The 23,348-nt window shown below is 69.0% G+C and carries 16 protein-coding genes and 3 pseudogenes; 6 read left to right on the top strand and 13 right to left on the bottom strand.

Annotated features, from left to right (window positions below):
• Positions 1-174 precede the first annotated feature (174 nt).
• Both OG462_RS41275 and OG462_RS41270 read left to right on the top strand, forming a co-directional pair.
• Complete coding sequence (locus OG462_RS41275; RefSeq protein WP_406066084.1) at positions 175-339, top strand: hypothetical protein; 165 nt, start codon at positions 175-177, stop codon at positions 337-339.
• A gap of 221 nt (positions 340-560) precedes the next feature.
• Positions 561-1,184: pseudogene (locus OG462_RS41270) on the top strand (helix-turn-helix domain-containing protein); the annotation flags it as partial.
• A 278-nt stretch (positions 1,185-1,462) separates the two neighbouring features.
• Here the strand turns inward: OG462_RS41270 and OG462_RS41265 are convergent.
• The gene (locus OG462_RS41265; RefSeq protein ID WP_406066082.1) at positions 1,463-2,290 is read right to left on the bottom strand and encodes an oxidoreductase; all 828 of its coding nucleotides are present in this window, start codon (positions 2,288-2,290) and stop codon (positions 1,463-1,465) included.
• Positions 2,291-2,385: 95 nt separating this feature from the next.
• Here OG462_RS41265 and OG462_RS41260 point away from each other — a divergent pair, with 95 nt between their 5' ends.
• Positions 2,386-2,838: a MerR family transcriptional regulator gene (locus OG462_RS41260; RefSeq protein ID WP_406066080.1), complete on the top strand. Its 453-nt coding sequence runs from the start codon at positions 2,386-2,388 to the stop codon at positions 2,836-2,838.
• Between the two features lie 122 nt (positions 2,839-2,960).
• Positions 2,961-3,568: pseudogene (locus OG462_RS41255) on the top strand (IS5 family transposase); the annotation flags it as partial.
• A gap of 31 nt (positions 3,569-3,599) precedes the next feature.
• Here the strand turns inward: OG462_RS41255 and OG462_RS41250 are convergent.
• The 8 genes and pseudogenes from OG462_RS41250 to OG462_RS41215 all read right to left on the bottom strand — a co-directional run.
• Positions 3,600-3,886: pseudogene (locus OG462_RS41250) on the bottom strand (transposase); the annotation flags it as partial.
• 508 nt (positions 3,887-4,394) lie between these two features.
• Positions 4,395-4,991 carry a GTP-binding protein gene (locus tag OG462_RS41245; RefSeq protein WP_406066078.1) on the bottom strand — a complete coding sequence of 199 codons (597 nt, stop codon included), beginning with the start codon at positions 4,989-4,991 and terminating at the stop codon, positions 4,395-4,397.
• Positions 4,972-5,343: a DUF742 domain-containing protein gene (locus OG462_RS41240; RefSeq protein WP_319312842.1), complete on the bottom strand. Its 372-nt coding sequence runs from the start codon at positions 5,341-5,343 to the stop codon at positions 4,972-4,974. The genes OG462_RS41245 and OG462_RS41240 overlap by 20 nt, the downstream gene beginning before the upstream one ends.
• The gene (locus OG462_RS41235; RefSeq protein ID WP_187620541.1) at positions 5,336-5,767 is read right to left on the bottom strand and encodes a roadblock/LC7 domain-containing protein; all 432 of its coding nucleotides are present in this window, start codon (positions 5,765-5,767) and stop codon (positions 5,336-5,338) included. Before OG462_RS41235 ends, OG462_RS41240 begins: the two co-directional genes overlap by 8 nt.
• Positions 5,768-5,799: 32 nt before the next feature.
• Complete coding sequence (locus OG462_RS41230) at positions 5,800-8,523, bottom strand: nitrate- and nitrite sensing domain-containing protein (protein ID WP_406066075.1); 2,724 nt, start codon at positions 8,521-8,523, stop codon at positions 5,800-5,802.
• 223 nt (positions 8,524-8,746) lie between these two features.
• On the bottom strand, positions 8,747-9,931 hold the full coding sequence (locus tag OG462_RS41225) for an FAD-dependent oxidoreductase (RefSeq protein ID WP_406066073.1): 1,185 nt from the start codon (positions 9,929-9,931) through the stop codon (positions 8,747-8,749).
• Positions 9,932-10,016: 85 nt separating this feature from the next.
• On the bottom strand, positions 10,017-11,600 hold the full coding sequence (locus tag OG462_RS41220) for an amino acid adenylation domain-containing protein (RefSeq protein WP_406066071.1): 1,584 nt from the start codon (positions 11,598-11,600) through the stop codon (positions 10,017-10,019).
• The gene (locus OG462_RS41215; protein WP_406066070.1) at positions 11,597-13,561 is read right to left on the bottom strand and encodes a beta-ketoacyl synthase N-terminal-like domain-containing protein; all 1,965 of its coding nucleotides are present in this window, start codon (positions 13,559-13,561) and stop codon (positions 11,597-11,599) included. The genes OG462_RS41220 and OG462_RS41215 overlap by 4 nt, the downstream gene beginning before the upstream one ends.
• Before the next feature lie 563 nt (positions 13,562-14,124).
• Between OG462_RS41215 and OG462_RS41210 the strand changes: the two genes are divergently transcribed.
• Positions 14,125-15,129, top strand: a complete 1,005-nt coding sequence (locus tag OG462_RS41210) for a GAF domain-containing protein (RefSeq protein ID WP_406066068.1) — start codon at positions 14,125-14,127, stop codon at positions 15,127-15,129.
• Between the two features lie 432 nt (positions 15,130-15,561).
• Here the strand turns inward: OG462_RS41210 and OG462_RS41205 are convergent, their stop codons facing one another.
• Positions 15,562-15,927, bottom strand: coding sequence for a hypothetical protein (locus OG462_RS41205; RefSeq protein WP_406066066.1), 366 nt, complete (start codon positions 15,925-15,927; stop codon positions 15,562-15,564).
• Between the two features lie 146 nt (positions 15,928-16,073).
• Positions 16,074-17,897 (bottom strand): protein kinase domain-containing protein, encoded by a 1,824-nt coding sequence (locus OG462_RS41200; RefSeq protein WP_406066064.1) that lies wholly within the window; start codon positions 17,895-17,897, stop codon positions 16,074-16,076.
• Between the two features lie 301 nt (positions 17,898-18,198).
• Here OG462_RS41200 and OG462_RS41195 point away from each other — a divergent pair, with 301 nt between their 5' ends.
• Positions 18,199-18,648, top strand: coding sequence for a hypothetical protein (locus OG462_RS41195; RefSeq protein WP_406066062.1), 450 nt, complete (start codon positions 18,199-18,201; stop codon positions 18,646-18,648).
• Positions 18,649-19,673: 1,025 nt separating this feature from the next.
• Here the strand turns inward: OG462_RS41195 and OG462_RS41190 are convergent.
• Positions 19,674-20,075 (bottom strand): RICIN domain-containing protein, encoded by a 402-nt coding sequence (locus OG462_RS41190; protein WP_406066060.1) that lies wholly within the window; start codon positions 20,073-20,075, stop codon positions 19,674-19,676.
• Between the two features lie 392 nt (positions 20,076-20,467).
• Positions 20,468-22,702, bottom strand: coding sequence for an arylsulfatase (locus tag OG462_RS41185; RefSeq protein ID WP_406066058.1), 2,235 nt, complete (start codon positions 22,700-22,702; stop codon positions 20,468-20,470).
• Between the last annotated feature and the right edge of the window lie 646 nt (positions 22,703-23,348).

Here is a 23,348-nt window from a genome sequence, read left to right as displayed (position 1 = left end):
GACGCCCTCGCCACAATCGAATGACGCTCCCCGCCAGCTGGTGCGAGCGCGTGGACCCCGGCGCTCCGGGAGGCCTACGCCAACGACCAGGACGCATCCACCTCGCTCGTCGCGGTCACCGACCGGGTCAACCAGGCAAAGGCGGACCGTGACCCGGCCGAGTGGATGCCGCCGTTGCCCGATGCGCACTGCCGGTACATCGGCGAGTGGACCGCCACGAAGCTCCGCTGGGGCCTCTCCGCAGACGAGGCCGAGGCCGACGCGCTGACCTTGTACGCGGAAGCCTGCAAGACCACCGTCATCCACTACACGCCTGTAGCCCGACCGCTTGCTATGTGATCGGGCGGCCCCGGGCCCGGACGATGCCGGGCGCCGCCAACACGCTCCTGATGCTCCCGTACGCCGCTCCCGTGCCGGGGTGACGCCGCGCCCGGTCCCGCACAAGGTGCGCGACCTAGCTGTATTGATCACGAGCGTTGTTAACGGGGCCTGGTCTTGATCATGGCGAAGACCTCCGGTGTGGTGGAGGTGTCTAGGCTTCATCGCACACGGAGGTCTTCGTGTCACACCGTAATGCCCGGCTGACCGTTCACGGCAGGCGGATCCTGATCGAACGTGTCCTGTCCGGCCGTCCGGTCGCGCACGTTGCCGCGGAGATGGGCATATCCCGGCCCACGGCCCACAAATGGGTCCGCCGCTGGCGGGCAGAGGGCGACGCAGGTCTCAGCGACCGTTCCAGCCGGCCCCGCACGACCCCGCACCGGACGTCCACCGCTGTCGAGACCCGGGTCTGCAGACTGCGGACCGACCGCAAACTCGGCCCGACACGGATCGGCCCGATCCTGGGCCTTCCCGCCTCGACCGTGCACCGCATCCTGGTCCGACACGGTCTGAACCGCCTTGCCTGGCTCGACCGCCCCACCGGCGAACCGATCCGACGCTACGAACGCGCCAGGCCGGGAGAACTGGTCCACGTCGATATCAAGAAACTCGGCAACATCCCCGACTGCGGCGGCTGGCGAACCGTCGGCAGGGCGGCCGGTGACCGCAACCGCCAGGCCACCACCACCGAACGCAAAAGCTGCACACCGGTGATCGGCTGCAGCTACATCCACTCAGCCGTCGACGACCACTCCCGCCTGGCCTACAGCGAGATCCTGCCCGACGAACGCCAGCACACCGCCATCCACTCCGCCTCGCTCATATCGGACCCGTAGCACGGGGCCGGTCCGGCCGGTCCGCGGCGTTGCCGAACCAGTGAGCGAGGCAATCGCACGACGACACAGTCGGGTCGGACTCCGCGGACCGAGACGCGTACAACGACGACAACAGAATCTCCCTGCGCTCAGCCGACTCGCATCGCCGAGCTACCAGGAGGCCCCGTCTTCATGCGTTGGCCCCGGCGCAACCACCCGATCAGGCACCCGCGTTCGAACCGACAGCCCGGTAAGGGGGTGGCCGCTCAGGCTCCGGTGGAGAGGGCTACGTGGCGCCATTGGTCAAGTTCGCGTCGCACCAGATCCAGCTTCGCCTCGACGCGCTCGATCGCGTCCGCGCCCAGTTGTAGGCGCAGTGGCGGCTCGGCGACCTCGGTGATGTCGACGATGGCTTTCGCTGCCTTCACCGGATCGCCCGGCTGGCGGCCGTCGTTCTTGGCCAGTGCCTTGCGCACCGGCCCCGCGCCGGCGGCGTAGTCGGCGATGGAGGCCGGTTCGACCTGCATGCTCAATCTGCTGAGGAAGTCGGTACGAAACCCGCCCGGCTCCACGATCGTGACGCGGACGCCGAGCGGGGCCAGCTCGCCGTGCAGCGCCTCGGAGATGCCCTCGAGGGCGAACTTCGACGCGCCGTACAAGCCCGCCGCCGGAGCGGTGGCGAAGCCGCCCACGGAGCCGATGTTCAGGACGTGTCCGGTCCGCTGGGCACGCAACGTCGGCAGGGTCGCCCGCAACGTGTTGAGCACGCCGAAGACGTTGACGTCGAACAGTGCCCGGGCGGCCTTGTCGGAGATCTCCTCGATCGCGCCGATGAGGCCGTGACCGGCATTGTTGGCCACGATGTCGATCCGGCCGAAATTTGCCAGGCCGGCCTCCACCGCAGCCATCAGCTGCTCCGGTTCGGTCACGTCCACGTTCACCGCCAGCAGCCCGTCCGGCTCTTGCGGGTACGCCCGGAGCACCACTGACGCATCCCTCGCTGTGGCAATCACGCTGTGCCCTCGGTCCAGCGCCTCCCGAGTGATCTCCGCGCCGAGCCCACGCGATGCCCCGGTGACAAACCAAACGCTCATGCTCTCCCCTGTTCCGATGGCCCGATGGGCCGACAACCCGACGCTAGAACCTAGAGTCGTGTCTAGATCAACAGTTATGCGAGGGAGGGGCGCTCATGGACCTGAGCATCGGTGAGGTGGCACAACGCAGTGGGCTGAGCGTGCACGCGCTGCGGTTCTACGAGCGGGAGGGCCTGTTCGCCAACCCGGTACGCCGCCTGTCCAACGGCCGCCGGATCTATCACGAAGAAGACCTGGAGTGGCTGGCCATCTGCACGAAGCTACGCTCCTCCGGCATGTCCCTGGCGATGATCCGGCAGTACATCGAACTGGCCCGTCAGGGCCCGGGCAACGAACACGAGCGCCTTCAGCTACTGCGCCAGCACGAGAACCACGTGGAGACGCAGATCCGCGAGCTGCAGGACACCCTGGATGTGATGCGGCACAAGGTGCGAATCTACGAGGATCATGTCGCCCGCGGTGAAGCCGACCGGCTCTGGAATCCGTCCCACTCAGATGCCGCACAGGCCAGCACTCACCAGGAGTGCCAGCCACCAGAGGGCACGTGATCGTCCGGTTACGACCCGTGTGAAGTCGGCCGCGACATCTGCCGCTCCTTCACCCGCAGTCCCCAGCCTGACGGCCCCGCGTCATCCGACTGCGCACCGCCCGGAACCCCGTTCGAACCGACTGCTGGCGACGACTCGCTGCGTGGAACGAGGCCGGCGTGTGGGACCGACTGCACGTCGTCCTGCTGACGAAGCTGCGGTCGGCGAAGCAGCTGGACTGGTCGAGGGCGGTGATCGACTCCAGCCACGTGCGGGCCGCTCGGCGGGGCCCAAAAGCGGACCCAGCCCGGTCGACCGAGCACGTCCGGGCAGCAAGCACCACGTCCTCGTCGACGGGCAGGGCATCCCGCTCGCCGTGTCACTGACCGGCGGAAACCGCAACGACGTCACCCAGCTGATGCCCCTGATCGCGAAGATTCCGCCCGTTCCGGGCCTGGTCGGCCGGCCGCGACGGCGGCCTGAGACCCTGCTCGGCGACCGGGGCTACGACCACGACAAGTACCGCCGCCTCGTCTGGGCCCAGGGCATCAAGCCGGTCATCGCCCGCAGCGGCGTCCCACACGGATCAGGCCCCGGAGCCCACCGTTGGGTCGTCGAACGCACCATCGCCTGGCTGCACGGTTTCCGGCGCCTACGCGTCCGCTGGGAACGGCGGGACGGCATCCACGAAGCCTTCCTCGGCCTCGCCACCTGCCTCATCACCCACCGACACGTCCAACGCCTCTGTTAGGACCTCTAAGAGGTCGCTCTCGTCCAATGTTTCATCCCGATATGGATTGCTTGGTGCCCTTCTTCGGGTCGCGCCAGGAGGCGGTGTTCTCGCTGGTGGGGCGGCGGGCCATGAGGCCGGTCATCGCGAGGTGAATCAGGGCTTCCGAGCGGGTGGGCAGGGTTTCGTAGTCGCGGGCCAGGCGGTGGTGGAGCATGAGCCAGCCGTAGGTCCGTTCCACCGCCCACCGCTTCGGTATCGGGGTGAAACCACTGGTCCCGGGCTTGCGGGCTGTGATCTCCACGTCGATATACCGAGAGTGGCGGCATGCTCGACGAGTGCTAACGGTGCGACGCTCACCGTCGACGGCGCCGCGACCGCACTCGCCCCGGGCACCCTCGGCTTCGAGTTCCGGCTTGAGCCACGCACCCCGCAGGCCTCACCGACAGTCACGACCGCAATGACCGGTCACGTTCCACCGACCGGCCACCCCGCACGGACGGGGGCGGTCGCGTTCATCCCGCACGGTCGGGACGGCCAGCGGCGCGGCGCTGGCCGCGGAGGCACCAGACGACCACGATCAGCGGCCGGAGCGACTGGAGGCAGGTCACCAGGCGCTCGGCCACGCCCGCAACACCGTGCCGGTCGGCCTCCACCACGAACCAAACAACCACCGCGCTCGACGGAGCCGGTCAGCTGCGATTCGGTGGGCACGGTAGGCCGGCTCTTGCACTTGCGTGGCGTGCTCGCATGCGCCCGACCGCTTTTTGTTGGTCGTGGTTGGTGAACGGGACCGAGAGAACAAGACTCGCGAAGTGATGCAACCGTCCCGTGTTCTGCTGATCCGTCACGGCCCCGTCGTCGAGAACTGCGGGGATGCCCGGCGGTGGGCGGCTTCCAGGACGGCGAGGAGGACTTCCTTGCTGGACTCCCGGACGCGGACGTCGCACAGGACCACCGGAACGGCGGGGTCCAGGTCGAGGGCGGAGCGTACCTCTTCCGTGGTCCAGGCCCGTTCTCCGTTGAAGCAGTTCACACCGACCGCGAAGGGGATGCCGCGTTCCTCGAAGAAGTCGATCGAGCCGAAGGAGGCTTCCAGGCGGCGGGTGTCCGCGAGGACGAGCGCACCCAGCGTGCCGTGGGCGATCTCGTCCCACATGAACCAGAAGCGTTCCTGGCCCGGTGTGCCGAAGAGGTACAGCACCAGTTCCGGGCTGATCGTGATGCGGCCGAAGTCCATGGCGACCGTGGTGGACGTCTTGCCTTCCACGCCGTCAAGACTGTCGACGTTCTGGCCGGCCTGAGTGAGTCGTTCCTCCGTCTCCAACGGCGCGATCTCACTCACCGACCCCACCATCGTTGTCTTGCCGACACCGAATCCACCCGCGACAAGGATTTTCACGGCCGTGGGGAGATGGATCTGTTCAGAGCTGGCGGATGCCATCGATAACCCTTTCGATGAGTTCCACGCTCGGTCTGTCGGACTGTGAGGGTGGTGCCTGCACGATGACCTTCTCGTCTCCGAGGAGATCACCGCAGAGGACTTTGACGACGCTTACGGGGAGATCCAGATGGGCGGCGATCTCCGCGATCGCTATGGCCCTGTGGCGGCACAGCTCCAGGATCTGCGCCGCCTCCGGCGTCAAGTGGGGATGGTCGACGTCGGGCGATCGCGTGACCACCAGGGTGATCAGCGTGAAGTGATAGTGGTTGTGTCGGGTACGACCACCAGTGATGGTGTAGGGCCGGAGGTGACGTCCGGCAATCGCCCCGTCGAGCTCGCGCGGCTCAGGCATCCTGGCTGTGTGCGACGGTGTGGTGGCCTGGAATGCGCGGCGCGGCACTCAGATACGCTCCGACCTGCTTGACCATGGTTCCCATCTCATAGGCCATCATGCCCGCGTCCACCTCCTGCGAGGCGAGGGCCGCCAGACGCGCCCCCTGACCGGCAGCGGTGATGAACAGGAACGCGTGCTCCATCTGAATGACGGTCTGCTGGACCGCGCCGCCGCGGAAGTACTGCGCCGTACCCCGGGCGAGGCTGTGCATGCCGGACGCCAGGGCCGAAAGGCGCTCGGCGTCGTCCCGGCCCAGATCATGCGACTTCCCGATCAGGAGACCGTCTCCTGACAGCACGATGGCGCATCGTATCTCCGGGATACGGCCCACGAGATCGTCCAGGACCCAGTCCAGCTGCCTGCTGGTGGCCACTTCAGTCATTGCATTCCTTCGCAGTTCGTTGGGTCCCATGCTCAGTTCGCCCATCCACCGTCGTTACGTGGTGCGCTGTGGGTTCCGGTGGCCTGGTCCATCCCGCGTCGGATGGCGGCGATGACGCGGGCCGACGCTTCGGGCGAGGGCGGACCTCCGCCCTCGTTGTCGAGACGGCTGCCGGCCTCCGCTGCCTCACGGCGCAGCTGCACGGCAAGGCTGGACCCGCGGGTGCGCTGGGGCAGTGTGGTGGGTTGCCCGAGGTTCGGCCTGTGGCCGCCCGGCGTTCCGTACGGGCTCTCGGAAGCGATGGGCGTCGACGGCACGGGTACGTCGGCCATGGGACGGCCGGTCGGCGTCGACGGCACGGGTACGTCGGCCATGGGACGGCCGGTCGGCGTCGACGGCACGGGTACGTCGGCCATGGGACGGCCGGTCGGCGCCTGGCGAGGACGGGGTGCGGCGCGGGGAGGCTCGGGGCTCGCCGGCCGCTGATGCGCATCGAGGGACTCGGTGCTGTCCGGGTGGTGCGGCGAGACGAGTCCGGCGCCTCCGTACGTGGGGAATCCGCTGTAGTCCTGGACTCGGCTGTGAGTCTCCTGCGGAGGCGCGGCGGGGGCTTCGCCGATGTCCCGAGTGTCCGCGACGAGGTCGTACTCGTCGCGGCCCCCGAGCACCCCGACGAGGCCGGGCGGCCCGTCCAACGGCTGTATGTACGGCGTCGGCTCGGGAAGGGCGGAGGTCGCGGATCCGTAGGAGGGAGCGACCCCGGGCTGCGGGACCGTGCCGGCGTTGATCGCGTTGACGGAGACCTGGGCGGCGGCCCTGAGCTGGTCCATGACCGGGGAGTCGAGTTCCTCGAGCATGTGAACCGGCAGGAACACGATGGCGAGGGTGCCGCCGTAGACCGAGGGGCGCAGTTCGACCCGGATCTGATGGCGCTGGGCCAGGCGGGCGACCACGAAGTGCCCGAGGCGCGGGTCCGCGCCGAGGGCCGCCATGTCGGGCTTCTGCGGATGGGCCAGGATGTGGTTGGCCTGGACGAGCTTGTCCGCCGGGATGCCGAGGCCGTGGTCCTCGACGTGCAGAGCCACGCCTTCGGCGACATGCAACGCGCTGACGACGACCTGGGTGTAGGGCGGGGAGAAGTTGGTGGCGTTCTCCACGAGTTCGGCGAGCAGGTGGGTGACGTCGGCGACGGCCCGGCCGGCCAGCGCTATCCGCTTCGTCGCCGGCAGGTTCTCGACCTTGACGCGGGTGTAGTGCTCGGTCTCGGCGACGGCGCTGCGCATCACGTCGGTGATGGTCACCGGTTCGGTCATCCGGCGGCTGGGGGGCGTGTCGCCGAGGATCACCAGGTTCTCGGCGTGCCGTCGCACACGAGTGGCGAGGTGGTCCACCTTGAAGATGTCTTTGAGGAGATCGGAGTCGCCGTGCTTGCGCTCCAGGTCGTCCAGGAGCGCGATGAGGCGGTGGATCAGGGTCTGTGTGCGTCGCGTCAACTGGCCGAGTACCTTCTCGGCGCCCGCGTGCCCTCGGGACTGGCTGAGTATGGTGTCGATGGCCGTGTGGCGGAGTCCCTCGATCGCGGATCCGAGGAGCTCGAGTTCACCGGCGGCCAGGAGCGGCGGCGTCTGGGGGAAGGGGGCGAGCGGTTCCCCGCGCTCGGACTGGGCCAGCGCCTGAGGCCACTGGCGGGCCATCTCCTCGGTCCGGCGCTGGAGTTCGGCGACCGCGTCCAGGGTCGACCTGCGGGCCCTGAGCCCCAGGACCGCACCGGCCGTGAGGAGCGCCGCGGTGAGCGTCGTTCCGGCGATCAGACCGAGGAGCAGACCGGTCGCGCGGTCGGAGGCCGCATCGGCCAGCTCGTCCAACGAGGCGGCGGTGAGTTTCTGCAGGTCGGTGACGAGGGTCTCGGCGTCGTCGCTCCAGGCTTTCGCCGAGGAGGGCAGCTGTGTCGCCGACGCCGCTACGACCGCGTCCTCGATGGAGGCGATCGAGGAGGACTGCGGGGTGGCGGCGATCTGCTCGTATCGAGCGCGGGCGTCGGCGGGCAGGTCGTCCACCGCCAGCGAGGCCCTTATCTCCCGCTGGGCGCCCACGGAGTGGCTGAATCGCTGGTGGGCGGCTGTGGAGATGCCACCCTGGGGGAGGCCGGCGGACAGCAGAGCGTCCTCGCGCGACAGCATCTCGACGAGTCGGACCAGGGTGGCGGTGGCGTTGCCTCCCTGCGAGAGCGGCCCGTCCTCGCTGCGCACCGCGGCGCCGATCAGGTCGGTACCGCTCTTGATGACGTCGGTGAGGTGTCCGAAGGCGTCGGCGGAGGACATGGTGCGGGCGTCGATCGCCTCGCGTCGGCCGACCAGCGTGTCCAGGGAGGTTTCGAGGCGCCGCGCCGGCCCTCCGAGCGAGCTGTCCGCGGTGGACAGGGAAGCCCGGAACTCCACGACCGCGGCATCGGTCCTCGCGCGGGCCTGGTCCAGGGCGCTGCGCGCCGCGGCCGAACGGCTCGCCTGCCACAGGGCCGTGAGGCGCCGCTCCTGCTGCAGGCCGGACACCACGTTCAGCGTCCTGCCGCCGGTCGTCGCGGTCCGCTCCGCGTCGTCCTGGAGCTGGATCTGCTCGCCGGCCAGACCGGCGGCCGTGTAGCCCCAGAGGCCGGTGAGGGCGATGGCGGGGGCGACGATCGGCATGATCAGCTGCGTGCGGAGAGACCTGCGCGGGACAAGCCGGTGGCGCGCCTTCGGGTCGCTAGTGCCTGACATCTGAATGGAATCCTCGCAGCGAGCTGACGACAGTGAAGATGATGCTGAGCGGTCCTGATCGGCCTGCGGCGTGGCGTCTTGACGCAGGAGCACCACGGCAGTGATCAAGGCGCACCGTATCAGGAGTCCGTGCTACCGGTACGCCTCGCCCGCCACCATCAGACCCGGTCAACTGACTCATGGGCAAGGCGAGTTGATGAGCGACGGCACCGATTGGGTCCGGTCACAGCAGCGCGAGCAACTTCGGGGTGTAGAGGTCACCGATCGTTGCGGTGCTGGCGACCATGTCGAAGTAGATCGAGGTGAGTTCGGGATCCTGCCGGATCGCGCGGAGCAACTTCAGGCGCTGAGGGTGCTGTTCGGCGAGACGGCCCACGGCAAGGGTCGCCTCGTAGCCGGGCAGCAGGGCGGCGTCCCTGTCTCTTCCGTACTGGACGAGGGCCTCGTCGAGAATGGCCGGATCACCGTCGAGCCGTCCGCCGACGTGCTGGGCCAGCATCTCCGCCTGGAGGAAGGCATCGCTGATGCCGCGCGCGGTGATGGAGTCCTTGTGGTGTCCCGCGTCGCCCACCAGGGCCCACCCCGGCCCTGCCGCCTGCCGGAAGTAGTTCTGCTGGTCGCCGGTGCCGCGCAGGCGCTCCACCTGGGTGGCTCCCTGCAGTCTTTCGTAGAGAGCGGGAGCGGTGGCCCGTACCTGCTGGAGGTGGTGGTGCTCCGCGTCGGCGCGGATCTCCTCGAAGCGGGACTGTGGGAAGTAGGTCAGCACCAGGGTGGCCTGGTGCGTTGCGACGGCGGCGACCCAGCGGTCGGGGGCCTCGTAGAGTTCGAGGTCGGCCGGCATGTCCTGCCAGTACGAGTAGTAGGCACACGTCAGTCGTGGGTGCTCGACGGTGACTGCGGCGCGGGTGAGGCCGGCGACGGTGGAGCGCATGCCGTCCGCGCCGATGACCAGTCGCGCGTGCTCACGGAAGGCCTTCCCGGCGTGTGTGCCCTCCACGCCGACGACCCGGCCCGTGGTGTCGTGCAGCAGCCCTGTCACGCGGCAGCCCTGCCGTATCTCGGCGCCGGCCTTGGCCGCGGCTTCGGCCAGCAGGGGGTCAAGGATGTGCCGGCGGGGCGCGTAGGCGGCCCGTTGTCCGTCCACGCCTCGCCCGCAGCCCTCGAGGCGGATGCCGGCGACCTCGTACCCCACGCGCTCCAGCGGGGGGCAGCCGGTGGCCTTCAACTCGTCCAGCAGGCCCCACCGGGCCAGAGCCGCCACTCCCGGCTGGTGGATGAGGTGCGTGGAGAGGGTGTCGGAGGGAAACGTGGCGCGGTCGAGAACCAGGACACGGTGGCCCGCCCGTGCGAGCTGGAGGGCGGTGGCGGAGCCGGCGACGCGCGCGCCGACCACGATGACGTCGAGCATGTGGGTGCTGCCTCATAGGGATGGTGGGTTGAATCGCGTCGGTGCCGGCCCCTCCCCCCGGGAGGCCGGGCCCGCGCGGTGTCGGTCAGTGTGAAAGGGACAGCTCTGTCAGCAGCGCTCGGTGGTCGATCTTTCCGTTGGCGTTCAGGGGAAGGCTCTCGAGGACCGAGATGCGGCGGGGTCGCATGTAGGGCGGGAGGCGGTCGGTGAGCTCCGCGAACAGCTTCTGCGGATCGCACGCGCCGCCGCTCACCACCGCGTGGAGTTCGGGCGAGCCGTGGACGTCCGGCACCGCGAGTACGTACGCCTCGCGCACGCCGTCCAGATCGCGCAGTACGGCCTCGACCTCGCCCGGTTCGATGCGGTGACCGCGCACCTTGATCTGGTGGTCGGTTCGGCCGAGGTGCACGAGAGCGCCGTCCAGAACGGTGACGCGGTCTCCGGTGCGGTACCAGTGGTCGACGGCCACCTTGTCCGTGTGGTCCCCGGCGTCGCCGTCGACCCGGTGGTCCCCGTCGTCCCGGTGGCCCGCGTCCCCTTCCCCCGCTGCGGGCGGGTGGAAGCGGCCCGCGTCGTGCGTCGGGTCCAGGTAGCCGGGGAACCGCTGCGCCCCGCGGACCAACAGCTCACCGGTATCGGCGGGAAGCCCTTCCTCGTCCAGGATCCGGTGCTCCAGGCCCGGATGGCAGTGCCCGATCGGTGCGGTGCCGTTGGGCGTGGTGGGCCACGCGGAGGGATCGTCCGGGAGGCGGTAGGCCGTGCAGGAGATGGTGAGCTCGGTCGGCCCGTAGAGCACCTCGATCGCGCTCCGCGGTGCCGCGGTCCGCCAGGCACGGGCAGCGGTGAGCGGGAGGGCCTCACCGCCGAAGACGCTCCACCGGAGGGTGGGCATGCTGTTCGGCTTGAGCGTGCCAAGCCGCTCCGCGAAGGAGATCAGCGAGGGCACCGAGAACCAGTGTGTCAGCCGCAGATTGTTGACCGTCGCCACCGGCGAAAGCAGTTGGGCCGCGCTCGGCACCACCAGAGTCGCACCGGCCGCCCAGGCGACGAAGAGGTCGTGCACGGAACCGTCGAAGGTCAGGTCGAAGGCCGCCGACATCCGGCTGTCCGCCCCGATCCCGTAGCGGCCGGCCATCGCGGTGAGATAGGCGCAGAGATTCCGGTGGAGGACAGGAACGCCCTTGGGGCTGCCGGTCGATCCGGAGGTGAAGATGATGTAGGCGATGTCGTCCGGGCCCGGTTCGGGGAGGTCCGACGGGGAGGACGGCGGTGGGCCGGGCGCGGTCGTGGGCTCGAGCAGCAGCTCGGTCACGCCCAGCGTGACGGCGGCTCCCGGGGTGTCGGTGAGCACGAGGTCGAGGCCGGCCGCGTCGACGATGGACTCGGTGCGGGACGGCGGGTGCTCGGGGTTGAGGGGAACGACGGTCGCGCCGGCGCGCAGTGCGGCGAGATAGCCGACATAGGCGCTGACGGTGCGGCCGGCCAGCAGCCCGACGCGCCGGGGGCCCGATCCGGTGCGCGCGAGGATCTGAGCGGCGTGGTTCTCCGCCAGGGCGCCCAGTTGGCGGTACGTCAGGGACTGTCCGCCCGCTTCGAGAGCGACACGCTGGTCGCCGTACCGTTCGACGGATCGAGCGAACCAGCCGTACACGTGCTGCGGGTCGGTCATCGCGCACCGACCTCGAGCGAGTCGGTCCAGAGGCGCAACTCCCCCACGGTGCAGAGCCGTCCCACCTCCTCCGGGTCGATCTCCAGTCCCGTCTGCTGGCTCAGTTCCACGATGAGCTGGAGTCTGGCCAGGGAGTCGATCCCTATGTCGGAGAGGCGCGAGGCGTCGTCGAAGTCGGTACGGGCGTGCTCGCGCAGCAACCAGTCCGCGGCGCTCTCCGCGCCGGCCGCCCGATCCTCGCCGGGCCAGTATCTGCGGGTCTGCCACGGGTACCGGGGCAGCGGCACGACCGTCCCGGGTTCGTCGAACAGGGCCTCCCAGTGCACCTCTTCGCCGGCCAGGTAGTGCTCGGCGGCGGCGAACAGAGGTACGGGGACCCCGGTGCGCCCGTGTCCCGGTGCTCCCCCGGGGGCCAGGGCGAGCGCCAGTTCCTCGTGGCTGGCCCCGACAACGGCCAGCCGGTGTACGTGGTGGGTGCGGCGGACGGTCGCGCTGTAGCAGATGTCGCGCAGGTTGTACGCGGTGCCGCGACCGCCTGCCCCGAGGTAGGTGACATAGGCGGCGGCGAGGTCGAGCAGGGCCTCGGGGGAACGGGCGGAGAGCGCCAGGACGTACGGAGTGTCCGAGGCGGGTTCCAGCGGGGGCTGGGCGAGGGTCCGGTCCGCCTGGCGCAGCACCACATGCGCGTTGAGGGCGGACACGCCCTGGCTCGACACGCCGGCGAGTGCCGGGCGGTCCGATGACGGGAGGTCCTGAAGGTCGCCCGGGATCCGCACCGGCAGCCGCTTCCAGTCCACTTCGGGGGTCGGCGCGTCGACGTGGAGACTGGCCGGTATCTGCCCGTTCCGCAGGCACAACACGGTCTTGATCAGGCCGGCCATACCGCCGGCGGCCTCCGCGTGGCCGATGTTCGACTTCGCCGATCCCACGAGAAGCGGCCTGTGGTCCGGGCGGCCCTCCCCCAGCACCTCTCCCAGGGCTTGCAGTTCCAGCGGGTCGAGCAAGGGGCTGCCGGTGCCGTGGGCCTCCACGTAGTCGACCTCGCTCGGGTCGACGCCCGCGTCCTCGTACGCCCACCGCAGTACGTCAAGTTGCCCTGTGAGCGACGGGTTCAGGAGCTGGTCCGTGGTGCGGCCGTCCGTGCCCACTGCGCTCCCGGCGATGACCGCGTGCACCCTGTCTCCGTCGGCGATGGCGTCCGCCAGTCGCTTGAGGACCACCACTCCGACCCCGTCGCTCGGGGCGTGACCGTCTGCCCGGGCGTCGCCGAACCGGCTGCGTCCGTCCGGCGACAGCGTTCCGGCGTGACCCATCATGATGCCCTCGTCGGGGCGCAGCACGAGGTTCACGCCCGCGGCGAGCGCGAGGGAGCTCTCCCTCACGCGAAGGCTCTGCACAGCACTGTGCACGGCGTACAGGGAGGAGGCGCACGCCGTGTCTATGAGCATGCTCGGGCCGCGGAAGTCGAAGGCGTACGACACCTGAGCGGGAATGACCGAACGGAAGTTGAGGTACTGCACGGCCGTCATGGCCTGCGGACCGTGACGGAAGGCGCGCTCGACGAAGTCCGCTCGCGTGGCCCCGACGAACACGCCGGTCCTGGTTCCCGCCAGGCGATCGGGCCTCAGCCCGGCCTCCTCCAGGGCTTCCCAGGCGGTCATCAGCAACAGGCGCTGTTGAGGGTCGAGTTCGGCCGCGTCACTGCTGGACATGCCGAAGAACTCGGCGTCGAAGTCCGCCAGGCCGTCCACGTATCCGGCGCGGCGGCTGCCTATGGTGCCGGGCTCGGCCTTCGGTGCGTTCAGGAAGTCGGCGTCGTAGCGATCGGGTGAGGATTCCGCGGTGGCATCCGTCCGATTGCACAACAACTGCCAGAATTCGTCGATGTCTCTGGCCCCCGGAAGTCGGCAGGCCATACCGACCACCGCCACTGAGCGCGCATCCGCGTTCGCTCCGTTCATTCAGAAAACTCCCTCAATGCCTCACCGCAGCACGTACAGTGCGGAGCAGCTTCAATTCAACGGACCGCGCCTGGGCAGTACAGTAGGCGTTGGCCTGCGGTTCTGGGAGTGGGCCCGTCCGGGGCCCGAACCGCACCTCGCCAGAGCGGCGTTCATGGGTGGCAGGTGAAGCCCGGACGGGGCTCCGCCTCTTTCAGGCACCTCGAGTGCGCCTCCGAAGGGCCGACCAGCCCCCACCAGGCCGACTGCCCCTGGGTCACTGTGTTCACATGCCTGTCTCCTCGGCCCACGCGTGCTCCCGCGTCCTAGATCAACCCCGCATGATTGTCATATGCCTTGCCGTCACTTCTCGCCTTCTGTCGATCAGTTGGCGTGAATTGATCGCTGCTCGTTGAAACATCTGATTTTTTCAGATATACTGCTGGTTTTCGTGACGCAAGGCATCAAATCGACCAACCGTGACGGCCTCGGCAGCATCACACAGCCTCAACACCGCCAACCAGGCCCAAAATCTGGGTAGGTGACGGACCACCAGGTCCTGGGATCTGATTTCATGTGATCTCATGGATCCCCAGACAAGTGGCGAGGCCCGGCGGCAGCGCCTGCAGGCCCTCGGCCTCAACTCGGCAGACGCGGAAGCCACCTTCGATCGAGTGGCCAAGGTGGCGGCGACCGTGACCGGAGCACCTCTGGCCATGGTCAACTTCATCAACGATCAGACACAGATGTTCCGGGGCATGTACGTACCCCGGGCCCCTGATGCCTCCCCCGATGAGCTGACGAGCGCCGACTCCGGCATCACGTTCGACCTGAGCAACTCTGCTGCCCGGGAAGCACCTGGCGACTACGGGTTCTGTCCCCACGTCGTCGCGCAGGGAGCCCAACTGGCTCTCGACGACGTGCTCGACTATCCGCGCTTCGCCGGCAACCCGTTGGTCAACGACATGGGCGTGCGTTCCTACCTCGGCACTCCCCTGCGCGACAACACCGGCATGATCCTCGGCACCTTGTGTGTGGCCGACACGTCGCCCCGCCAATGGGACCCGCAGACCAAGGAGCTGATGCACGACCTCGCCCAGACACTCGTGTCGGAGTTCAGGCTCCGGGACAGCCTCCTCGCGCAGCAACAGGAGCTGTTCGCCGTCTTCGACGGGGCTCCCTTCCCCATCATGCTCACCGAAGGCCCCCGCCACTTGATGCGCTACGCCAACGGCCGCCAGGCGGTCGTCTTCGGCATGGGCCGCCAGTACCTGCCCGGTCCGTCGGAACTGCCCGGTCTGCGGAGTGCCGGCGTCTTCGACGCCATGGATACCGCCTTTCACAGCGGACAGCCGTTCACGCACCGAGCTTCCCTGCCGACCGCCGACCACGGCGGATACCAGGAGTTCGACTTCCTCTGCACTCCTGTCAGAACATCCCCCGGGGCTCCGATCAGCGGCATCCTGACTGTCGCCATGAACGCCTCAACGGTCTCCGACCCGCACGCATTCTCCGTCAACGTGCAACAGCAGTTCGAGCGCTTGGGCGCTGGAGGGGGCTCTGCACCCTTCCCCGGTCAGCCCGGGTGAGCCCCGACTCTCACACAGGAGCCGATCGAGGCAGCCGCCCAGGAACGTTCCGCTAGCGGTTCCGGGTGCGGGGGCCCTCGCACCCGGAGCGGAGCTCCCGAGAGCGCACCTCCTACTGATGGCCTCCAGTGGAGAGGTGATTGCCTCTCAGTTCACGGGCATCGTGGCCTTCCACCAGCTGGTGCAGGTCGATGTCCCTCAAGGGTGCAACCTGCTCGGGTGTGGGGTCGCCACTGCGATACTGCGCGATCTGCCGATCAAGCCAAGCCCTCACATACACTCCGCCGACCATGTCCTTCTGCCTCGGCAATTACGGGCCATGTTCCGCAAAGTACTCGGTGGCGATGGTCAGGCTCTGATACTCCACAGGTCACTCCATCGAAGCCCCAACTCTTCGAGGCACGCAACCCGATCGGTGTGAAGCCGTCCGGGTCAAGTGTGCCGGGCCCGGGGCGCGCGCAGAAGCCGCAGCGCGGCGTCCACCACGGCAGCCACCCGCAATGAATCCCGCCCCGAACCCTCCAGCCGGACGGCGAGGACCGCGCCCCCGGCGGCCGGTCGACCGGGGCTGGTGAACTGGCCGTACATCTCGCGTACATCCGGCAGCGCGAACGCTCCGGCCTGGAGCGCCTGAAGGTGCTCGTCCGCGAGGCGGTCCTGGTACGCACGCGAACGGAGCATCACCGCTACCAACGCGTCGCCTGTGTCGAGGTCGGTCTCGTCGCCGATGTTGTGGAACGGCACGGTGATCTCGAGGAAGTCGCCCTCACCAAGACCGAGATGACGAGCGTGTGCCACCCGTCCCCCACCGCGCGGGGCCCGGCCTCCACCACCGCGTGCACCGTCCACCCCACCGGGCCGGTCGACCCGACCCGGTGTCCGCGACCACGAAGCCGCACCGCGGCAAGTACAACGGCCCGGGCTGTAGCCCGGCCCCGGCAGCGTCAGTTCCGGGCCTTGGCCGCCTGCATGGCGGTGAGTCGGCGGACGTAGCGAGCGGCGACGACCGCCGCCGGAACGACCAGCACGTGCAGGACCAGGGTGAGCCAGGTCTCCGGGTTGAACTCGTACCTGTAATCCGTCTCGGAGTACGTCTGTCCTTCCGGGATTCCAGCGTCGAAGGGCACCCGGCCGACGAGGGCGGTCCATGGACTCAGCACGAGCGGCCCGAGTACGAGGGTGACCAGACAGGCCGCCCACCAGCCTTGCAGCAGACGGGGCGCCGGGGCTGTGCCGTCGCCCTGGCCGGGTGGGCTGGAGGCATGCCAGACGTCGTTGGCGATCTGCTTGGGAAGGAAGAGATTAGCGACGGGGATGAACCATCCCACCACCGCCATGTACGGGCGGTAGCGCAGCCGACCGGGCGCGAACTGCTCGGCGACGGCACGCACCCGGGCGAACCAGAGGAGCCAGCTCACCACCAGCCCTGCGCCGAAGAGGAGCTGGGCGGCGAACAGGATGTGGAAGGGAATGCTTTCCCATTGCGTCACGTCAGCGATGTTCTCCCAGGAATCTTCCCAGGCCGGGTAAAGATCATCGTAGTCGTACTCACGCCCCGGGACGGTGACGGCGACGACGAACTGGTGGACCGCCGTGAGCGCGGACACCAGGGCCGAGAGTCCGAGCAGCCAGTAGACGGCGGCCCGGTACCCGTCGGCCGGTTCCGTCCTGCCGCGCGCGCGGCGGCGTTCGTCGACCAGCCGGGACGGCGGCTCATCCGCAGGGCCGGCCTGGTGGGGCAGGACTGTCCGCTCCGCCTGGTCGGCGACAGTGGGCGGGTACAGCGGCCGGGTCGGGCCCTCGGTCGTCGCCTCGGCGGCAGGGCCCCCGTCGAGCACGGCGTCCGCGACCGGACCCATCCGGGTGTGCGGGTCCTCCTGGTCGAGGAGTTGGACGGCTTCCTGCCCGAGCCGGGTCAGCACCTCCAGCGGCAGCCAGGGCCCCAGCGAGCGGTACTGCGTCTCCTGCCGTTCCCGCAGCTCGGCCAGAGTCGGCCGATCCGCGGGATCCTTGGCGAGGCAGGCCTCGGTCAGCTCGCGCAGCGAATCGGGCACCCCGGTGAGGTCCGGTGCCTCGTGCACCACCCGGTACATCAGGGCGTGCGCCTGGCCCTCCGCCACATCGAACGGGAGCCGCCCGGAGGCGGCGAAGGCCAGCACCGTGCCCAGCGAGAAGATGTCGCTCGCCTCGGTCAGCCGCTCGCCGCGGATCTGCTCCGGTGACATGAAGCCGGGCGACCCGATCACCACTCCGGTGCTGGTCAGACCACCAGTGGTGGAATTCAGGGCACGGGCGATGCCGAAGTCGATGACCTTCGGCCCGTCGATGGTCACCATGACGTTCGACGGCTTCAGATCACGGTGGACGAGACCGGCGGCATGTATGTCACCCAGAGCCCGGCACAGTCCTGAGGCCAGGCCGCGCACCGAATGCTCCGGCAGCGGCCCGTTCTGCTCCGCCACTACCTGTTGCAGGGTCGGACCGGCGACGTACGCCGTGGCGACCCACGGCAGTGCCGCCTCCGGGTCGGCCGCCAGCACGGCGGCCGTCCAGTCCCCGCCGACCTGCTGGGCCACGGCAGTCTCCTTGGCGAACCGGCGGCGGAAGTCCGGGGCCGCCGCCAGCTCGGCACGGATGGTCTTCACCGCCACCATCCGGCCCCGCGGCGACCGGGCCAGATAGACCACCCCCATGCCACCTTCCCCGAGCCGGCCAAGAAGCCGGTAGTCGGCCACCCGGTCCGGGTCCTGTTCCTGCAAAGGCTGCACGACAACTAGCTCCCCTGGAAGGCCACTTCGGTCGATCAAGACTAGCCAAGGCTCACCAACCACCACCGGTGAATGACGCCTCGCAGCGGCCAAGACAGCCTCTTATGCACCTGACCACCACATGGCAAATCACAAGTGTCTGGGACATTCAGGCAGCGTGGCCTGGGCAGTGCCTTCAAATGATCTTGGGTGGCCCGTCGTGGCGCGTGCCCTCCCTGAGCCCGGACCTCTCCCGCGGGAGCAGCATCGGGCCTTGCCAACGGTTCTGGTCCACCCGCCGCGACCCGCCTACGCTGCGGAGGTGATCACTAAGCACGCCGCCTCTCGCATGACCGCCACCGTCGCGCTGTTACTAGCAGCGGCTCTCACGGGGTGCGCCGACTCTTCAGACTCTCCAGGTGGCCCGCCGCCCGAGATGAAGCCGCCGGCCACCGCCCGCGATACCGCTCAGCGGTTCGCCCAAGCTCTCGCGCGAGGCGAGGCGCAGGTGGCCTGCGGGCTGGCCGATGACCGCTTCCGTGCAGTAGTCCCCGGCGTCCCGTGCGCCGAGGCGCTCGCTGAGCTCGCGGCGGATGACAGGTACGTCTTCACCCAGCCCGGATGTCTCGGCTCGCCGGCCAACTACGAGGAGGAGCAGCAGGACACGGCCGACTCCGTGCGCGTCTCCATCGACTGCCCCGAGGGCTACACGTGGCTAGGCCTCACCCGTGCCGGCTCCGTATGGCAAGTCACCGACATCAATACCCCGTAGCCCACGCCGTCCCGCACTCCCTCAGCGCGGCAGCGGGCCCTGGGGAAACCCGAGCCAGCTGCTCCCGGGCGACGTCGGCGAGCGCCAGAACACACCGATGCACAGGACCGACACCCACTCGGCACTGGCCCGGATAGCGGCCCCGGGGGCTATCCAGAGCGGCTCTTCGCGTCCCGCGGCGGACTCGACGCGCCAGTAGCGTCTGTGGCGCTTCTGGTCCACGTGCCGACATAGCTGCGGCCGAGAACGATGAGATGGGCGGGGCCCAAGATCTCTTCGCGTGCGCTGAGAAGCCACTCCCAAGACATCGGGCGCCGGCGTTACGGCCGCCGCCGGCGCGACTCGCCCAAAGCGAAAGGCCGCGGGCGTCCACGCCCCTGCGCCCCGACACACGGCTGCGGCTGCGGCTGCGCGTGATGTCGCGCCGTTGGCCACGCCAAGGCACAGGCGTCCGTCACGGCCCAGGGGTTGTCCGGACCGCGCGGCAGCGGCCTCCTGTTCGCGGCCGGCGGCTTGCTCTTGGGGTGCCGGGTTGCGAGCACGTGAGGTTATGAGGTTATGCGGTCAGGGTCCCAGGGGCCGGGCTGCCAAAGCCGAGCGGCCCCTGGGCATGGATGGCGGCCCCAACACGGCCGGGCAACGCACAGCCTCAATCTCGACGACAGCTACTACCGCTGGTGCCCCAAGCAGGCCGACGCGCGGCGGTCGTACAGTGCATAGCTCTCGACGCCCGTGCATCCAGGTCGAACAGGACCAGTCGTTGCACACTCGGCAATGCACGCGGTGACCACGACAGGGTGTCCCGCAAGTCCGAGTGTCCGTTTACGCCTCTCACCTGCAAGAACGGTCCGGACAGCTCAAAGTACAGGTGTCCGGGCTGTCCGGCAGCAGATACCCGCAACACGCCGAACCGGGCAAACAGAAGAGCCCCGGGTAGCCGGGCCCTCCCTTTCATCCGCCGGCCGCACCCGCCTCGCGCGCTTCGGCCTTCTCCACAAGCCGGAGCAGGCCGAAGAGAGTCCGCACTACCACTGCTGATTCGGCTGACCTGTGCAGTCCCACTGTCGGACCGGGGCACCGTTGTCCGTCCGCCAGTCCGCCACCTCAAGACACTTGCCACTGTGCTTGTTGACGACGACGACCCCTCGGGTCGAAACGCGGACCATCCACCGCTGATTCGGCTGGCCTGTGCAGTCCCACTGTCGGACCGGGGCACCGTTGTCCGTCCGCCAGTCCGCCACCTCGAGACACTTGCCACTGTGCTGGTTCTCGAGATCCACGTAATAGGGGTTCGGGTCGCGGCCCAAGTCGTACCAGGCTTGATTCGGCTGGCCTGAGCAGTCCCACTGTCGGACCGGGGCACCGTTGTCCGTCCGCCAGTCCGCGACCTCAAGACACTTGCCACTGTATTGGTTGACGTACTGCATGGGCGCCACGCTGGCCGCTGCGGATGCGGGCGAGGACGCCAGGCACAGGCCCATGGAAGCGCCCGCCGCCGCTATCCCAACGGCTCTGCGAACCATACGGATGATGCCGTTTCTCATGGAGATCCCCCTAGACAAGGCCGGTGGTCCCGGCCGAGACATATCTGGGTGGACCCTATCTTGATCTTGCTTGCCACGGACGTCATATCTGCGAGCAGGACCGGGCCGCGGCCACCAACTACGACAAGCAACTCGACCCCGGCGCCAGCGGCATCGGCGGGGCGCCCGGCATCAGCACGGTATGACCACCGCGCGCCTGGACGCCCACCCCCATACCGGGTGGCGCTGGGCCATCACCCCCCGCTCGGCGACCGGTCGCCAGCGGGGCGGTCGGCTTACTGGCGGGCCATGTGCATGCGCATCTCGCTCTCGGCGTCGACGATGAGGTCGCCGGACAGGTCGACGGTGACGCTGTGGAGGGTGCCGGTGAAGTGGAATGGCGCCTGGTAGTCGGAGGTGACGGCAGACCCGGGGTTGGCGCCGCAGGCCATGCCGCCCGGGTTGATGGCGATCGGGGTGGTGACCGGCATGTCGCTCTGTCCGACGAGGCGGCCGTCGATGTAGAGCTGGGCGCGCCCTGGTGCGCCCTTGCCGTGGGTGATGTCCGGGGCGCCGGTGGGCTCGAACTCGAAACGCAGCGCGTGCCGCCCCTCGGGCAGGCTCTCGCCGGAGACCACGTGGTACAGGGCCCGCTGGACGAAGTTGTGGGCGTAGTGCAGGTGGTCGTCCTTGACGTAGAGGGACCAGCCGCCGGCGTTGGTGCCCTGGCAGAGCAGGACGCCCTGCGCGCCGCCGGGCGGGATCTCGACGTCGGCGGTGACGCTGTGCGGGCGGTTGAGGAGCCGGGGGGCGACTGCGGCGGGCACGGTCTGGGTGCCGGAGCGGAAGGTGTAGCTGGTGCGGTTCTCGGTGATCTGCGGGCGCTCGGTCATGATGCGCTGCAGGACGCTGCCGTCGATCGGCATGACGTTGTACTTGCCGGCCTCCACGTACCACAGTGCGATCATCTCGATGAGTTTGCTGCGGTGCTCCTGGGCGAGGTTCTTGGTCTCGGCGATGTCCTCGTCGACGTGGTAGAGCTCCCAGTGGTGGGCGTCGAGGTCGTCGAGGTCCGCCATCGTGATCGGCGTGCCGAAGGGTCGCTCGGCCTCCTCGAATGACGGGCCGGGCCAGGGACAGACGGCGCGCCACCCGTCGTGGTCGATCGCCCGATGTCCGAGCATCTCGTAGTACTGGGTGCGGTGGCGGCTCGCTGCGTCGGCGTCGTCGAAGGTGTGTGCGAAGCTGACGCCGTGCAGGGGCGACTGGGTGACGCCCCGAATGGTCGCGGGCGCCTCGATGCCGAGCACGTCCAGGACGGTGGGGACCATGTCGATGATGTGCGCGAACTGGTCGCGGACCTCACCGCGGGCCCGGATGCCGTCGGGCCAGTGGACGAGGAACGGGTCGCTGACGCCGCCGCGATAGGTCTCCCGCTTCCACCGCCGGAACGGCGTGTTGCCCGCCCATGTCCATCCCCACGGGTAGTGGTTGAACGTGGTGGGACCACCGAGCTCGTCGATCCGCGCCAGGCTTTCCTCCAGCGTCTCGGGCGCGTTGTTGAAGAACTGCATCTCGTTGGTGGTGCCGGTCACCCCGCCCTCGGCGCTCGCCCCGTTGTCGGACACCACCATGATCAGCGTGTTGTCGAACTCGCCGGTCTCCTTCAGGAAGGCCAGCAGCCGCCCGAGATGGTGGTCGCTGTGGGAGAGGAACCCCGCGTAGACCTCCATCAACCGTGCGGCAAGTCGCCTCGCCTCCGCGGACAGCGACTCCCACGCGGGCACGTCCGGATCGCGCGGGGACAGCTGCGCGTCCGAAGGCACCACGCCGAGCTGCTTCTGCCGGGCGAAGGTCTGCTCGCGGTAGGCGTCCCAGCCGTCGTCGAACCGTCCCCGGTAGCGGTCGGCCCACTCCTGCGGCACATGGTGCGGGGCGTGCGTCGCACCGAGGCACAGGTTCAGGAAGAACGGCTTGTCCGGGGCCACCTGCTTGGCATCGGCGATGAACGACATCGCCCGCGCCACGAGGTCCTCCGTCAGGTGATACCCCTCCTCCGGCGTGGCCGGCGGCTCGACCTGGTGGTTGTCGTACACCAGGTCCGGATACCACTGGCTCGTGTCGCCGCCCAGGAACCCGTAGAACCGCTCGAAGCCCCGTCCCAGCGGCCACCGGTCGTACGGGCCCGCAGCCGACTCCTGCTCCGAGGGCATCAGGTGCCACTTGCCGACCATGTACGTGTTGTAGCCGTGCTGCAGCAGCGTCTCCGACAGGAACCCGTTCTCGAACGGAATCTGCCCGTTGTAGCCCGGGTAGCCGGTGGCCAGCTCCGTGATCGCCGCCATGCCGTTGGCGTGGTGGTTGCGGCCCGTGATGATGCACGAGCGCGACGGCGAGCACAGCGCAGTGGTGTGCATGTTGCTGTAGAGCAACCCGCCTGCGGCAAGCGCGTCCAGATTCGGCGTCTCGATCGGACTGCCGTAGCAGCCCAGCTGCCCGAACCCGGTGTCGTCGAGCACGATGAACAGCACGTTCGGCGCACCCGCCACCGCCCGCACCGGCTGCGGCCACGCCGGACTCGACTCATCGGTCGTCCGACCGATCTCCCCCGGAAACCGCTGCCCCGGCCTGTACTCACTCCACGACGACTGCGCCATCTGTCTCCGTCCCACCAGCGGCGCGGACACCGGTGATGTGTATGCGGCTGTGTGGCCTACTACGACCCCAGAGCCCTGCCATCGACGCGGGATCCGAACCGGACGGCCGAGCAGGAGGCCGTGGCCCTGACAAAGGCCAGACCCGGGCTCCTCCACGCTAGGCCGCCACCATCAGGTCAGCGAGCGGGGTGCGCTGTCTGGTCCCCCGCAGCGCGCGTACAACGCGACGGAGCCGACGTAGGACTCCGCCGTCAGCTCCGCCCGACGCGCGGATCTGCAGCCCTTGATCAGCGAGCGGCATGACATCTGCGATGTCATCGAGGACGTCCCGTACCTCTGCCCAGACGGCAGGGGCACGGGACGTCCTGCCGTAAGGCGGCCTGGCCACCGAGAACGAGTCGACGTCGAGTCCCTGCCCTTCCTGTCGCACGACCGCCAGAAGGCCGGCCCGCCCCCATGTCCCTTCGCCTCTCCGCCCGCTCTGCGAGCCCGACACCTCGGCAAACTCAAGGAAGAGGCT

Source organism: Streptomyces sp. NBC_01077 (assembly GCF_045162855.1).
Classification (GTDB): Bacteria; Actinomycetota; Actinomycetes; order Streptomycetales; family Streptomycetaceae; genus Streptomyces.
Note: the sequence above shows the minus strand (reverse complement) of the source record. Positions and strands in the feature narration are given on the sequence as shown.

Excerpts from the sequence above, each read along its gene's own strand:
- OG462_RS41190 (WP_406066060.1), bottom strand. The coding sequence starts at position 20,075 with ATGCAGTACGTCAACCAATACAGTGGCAAGTGTCTTGAGGTCGCGGAC.
- OG462_RS41215 (WP_406066070.1), bottom strand. The coding sequence starts at position 13,561 with ATGAACGGAGCGAACGCGGATGCGCGCTCAGTGGCGGTGGTCGGTATG.
- OG462_RS41260 (WP_406066080.1), top strand. The coding sequence starts at position 2,386 with ATGGACCTGAGCATCGGTGAGGTGGCACAACGCAGTGGGCTGAGCGTG.
- OG462_RS41220 (WP_406066071.1), bottom strand. The coding sequence starts at position 11,600 with ATGACCGACCCGCAGCACGTGTACGGCTGGTTCGCTCGATCCGTCGAA.
- OG462_RS41210 (WP_406066068.1), top strand. The coding sequence starts at position 14,125 with ATGGATCCCCAGACAAGTGGCGAGGCCCGGCGGCAGCGCCTGCAGGCC.
- OG462_RS41240 (WP_319312842.1), bottom strand. The coding sequence starts at position 5,343 with ATGCCTGAGCCGCGCGAGCTCGACGGGGCGATTGCCGGACGTCACCTC.
- OG462_RS41225 (WP_406066073.1), bottom strand. The coding sequence starts at position 9,931 with ATGCTCGACGTCATCGTGGTCGGCGCGCGCGTCGCCGGCTCCGCCACC.
- OG462_RS41230 (WP_406066075.1), bottom strand. The coding sequence starts at position 8,523 with ATGTCAGGCACTAGCGACCCGAAGGCGCGCCACCGGCTTGTCCCGCGC.
- OG462_RS41265 (WP_406066082.1), bottom strand. The coding sequence starts at position 2,290 with ATGAGCGTTTGGTTTGTCACCGGGGCATCGCGTGGGCTCGGCGCGGAG.
- OG462_RS41245 (WP_406066078.1), bottom strand. The coding sequence starts at position 4,991 with ATGGCATCCGCCAGCTCTGAACAGATCCATCTCCCCACGGCCGTGAAA.
- OG462_RS41235 (WP_187620541.1), bottom strand. The coding sequence starts at position 5,767 with ATGACTGAAGTGGCCACCAGCAGGCAGCTGGACTGGGTCCTGGACGAT.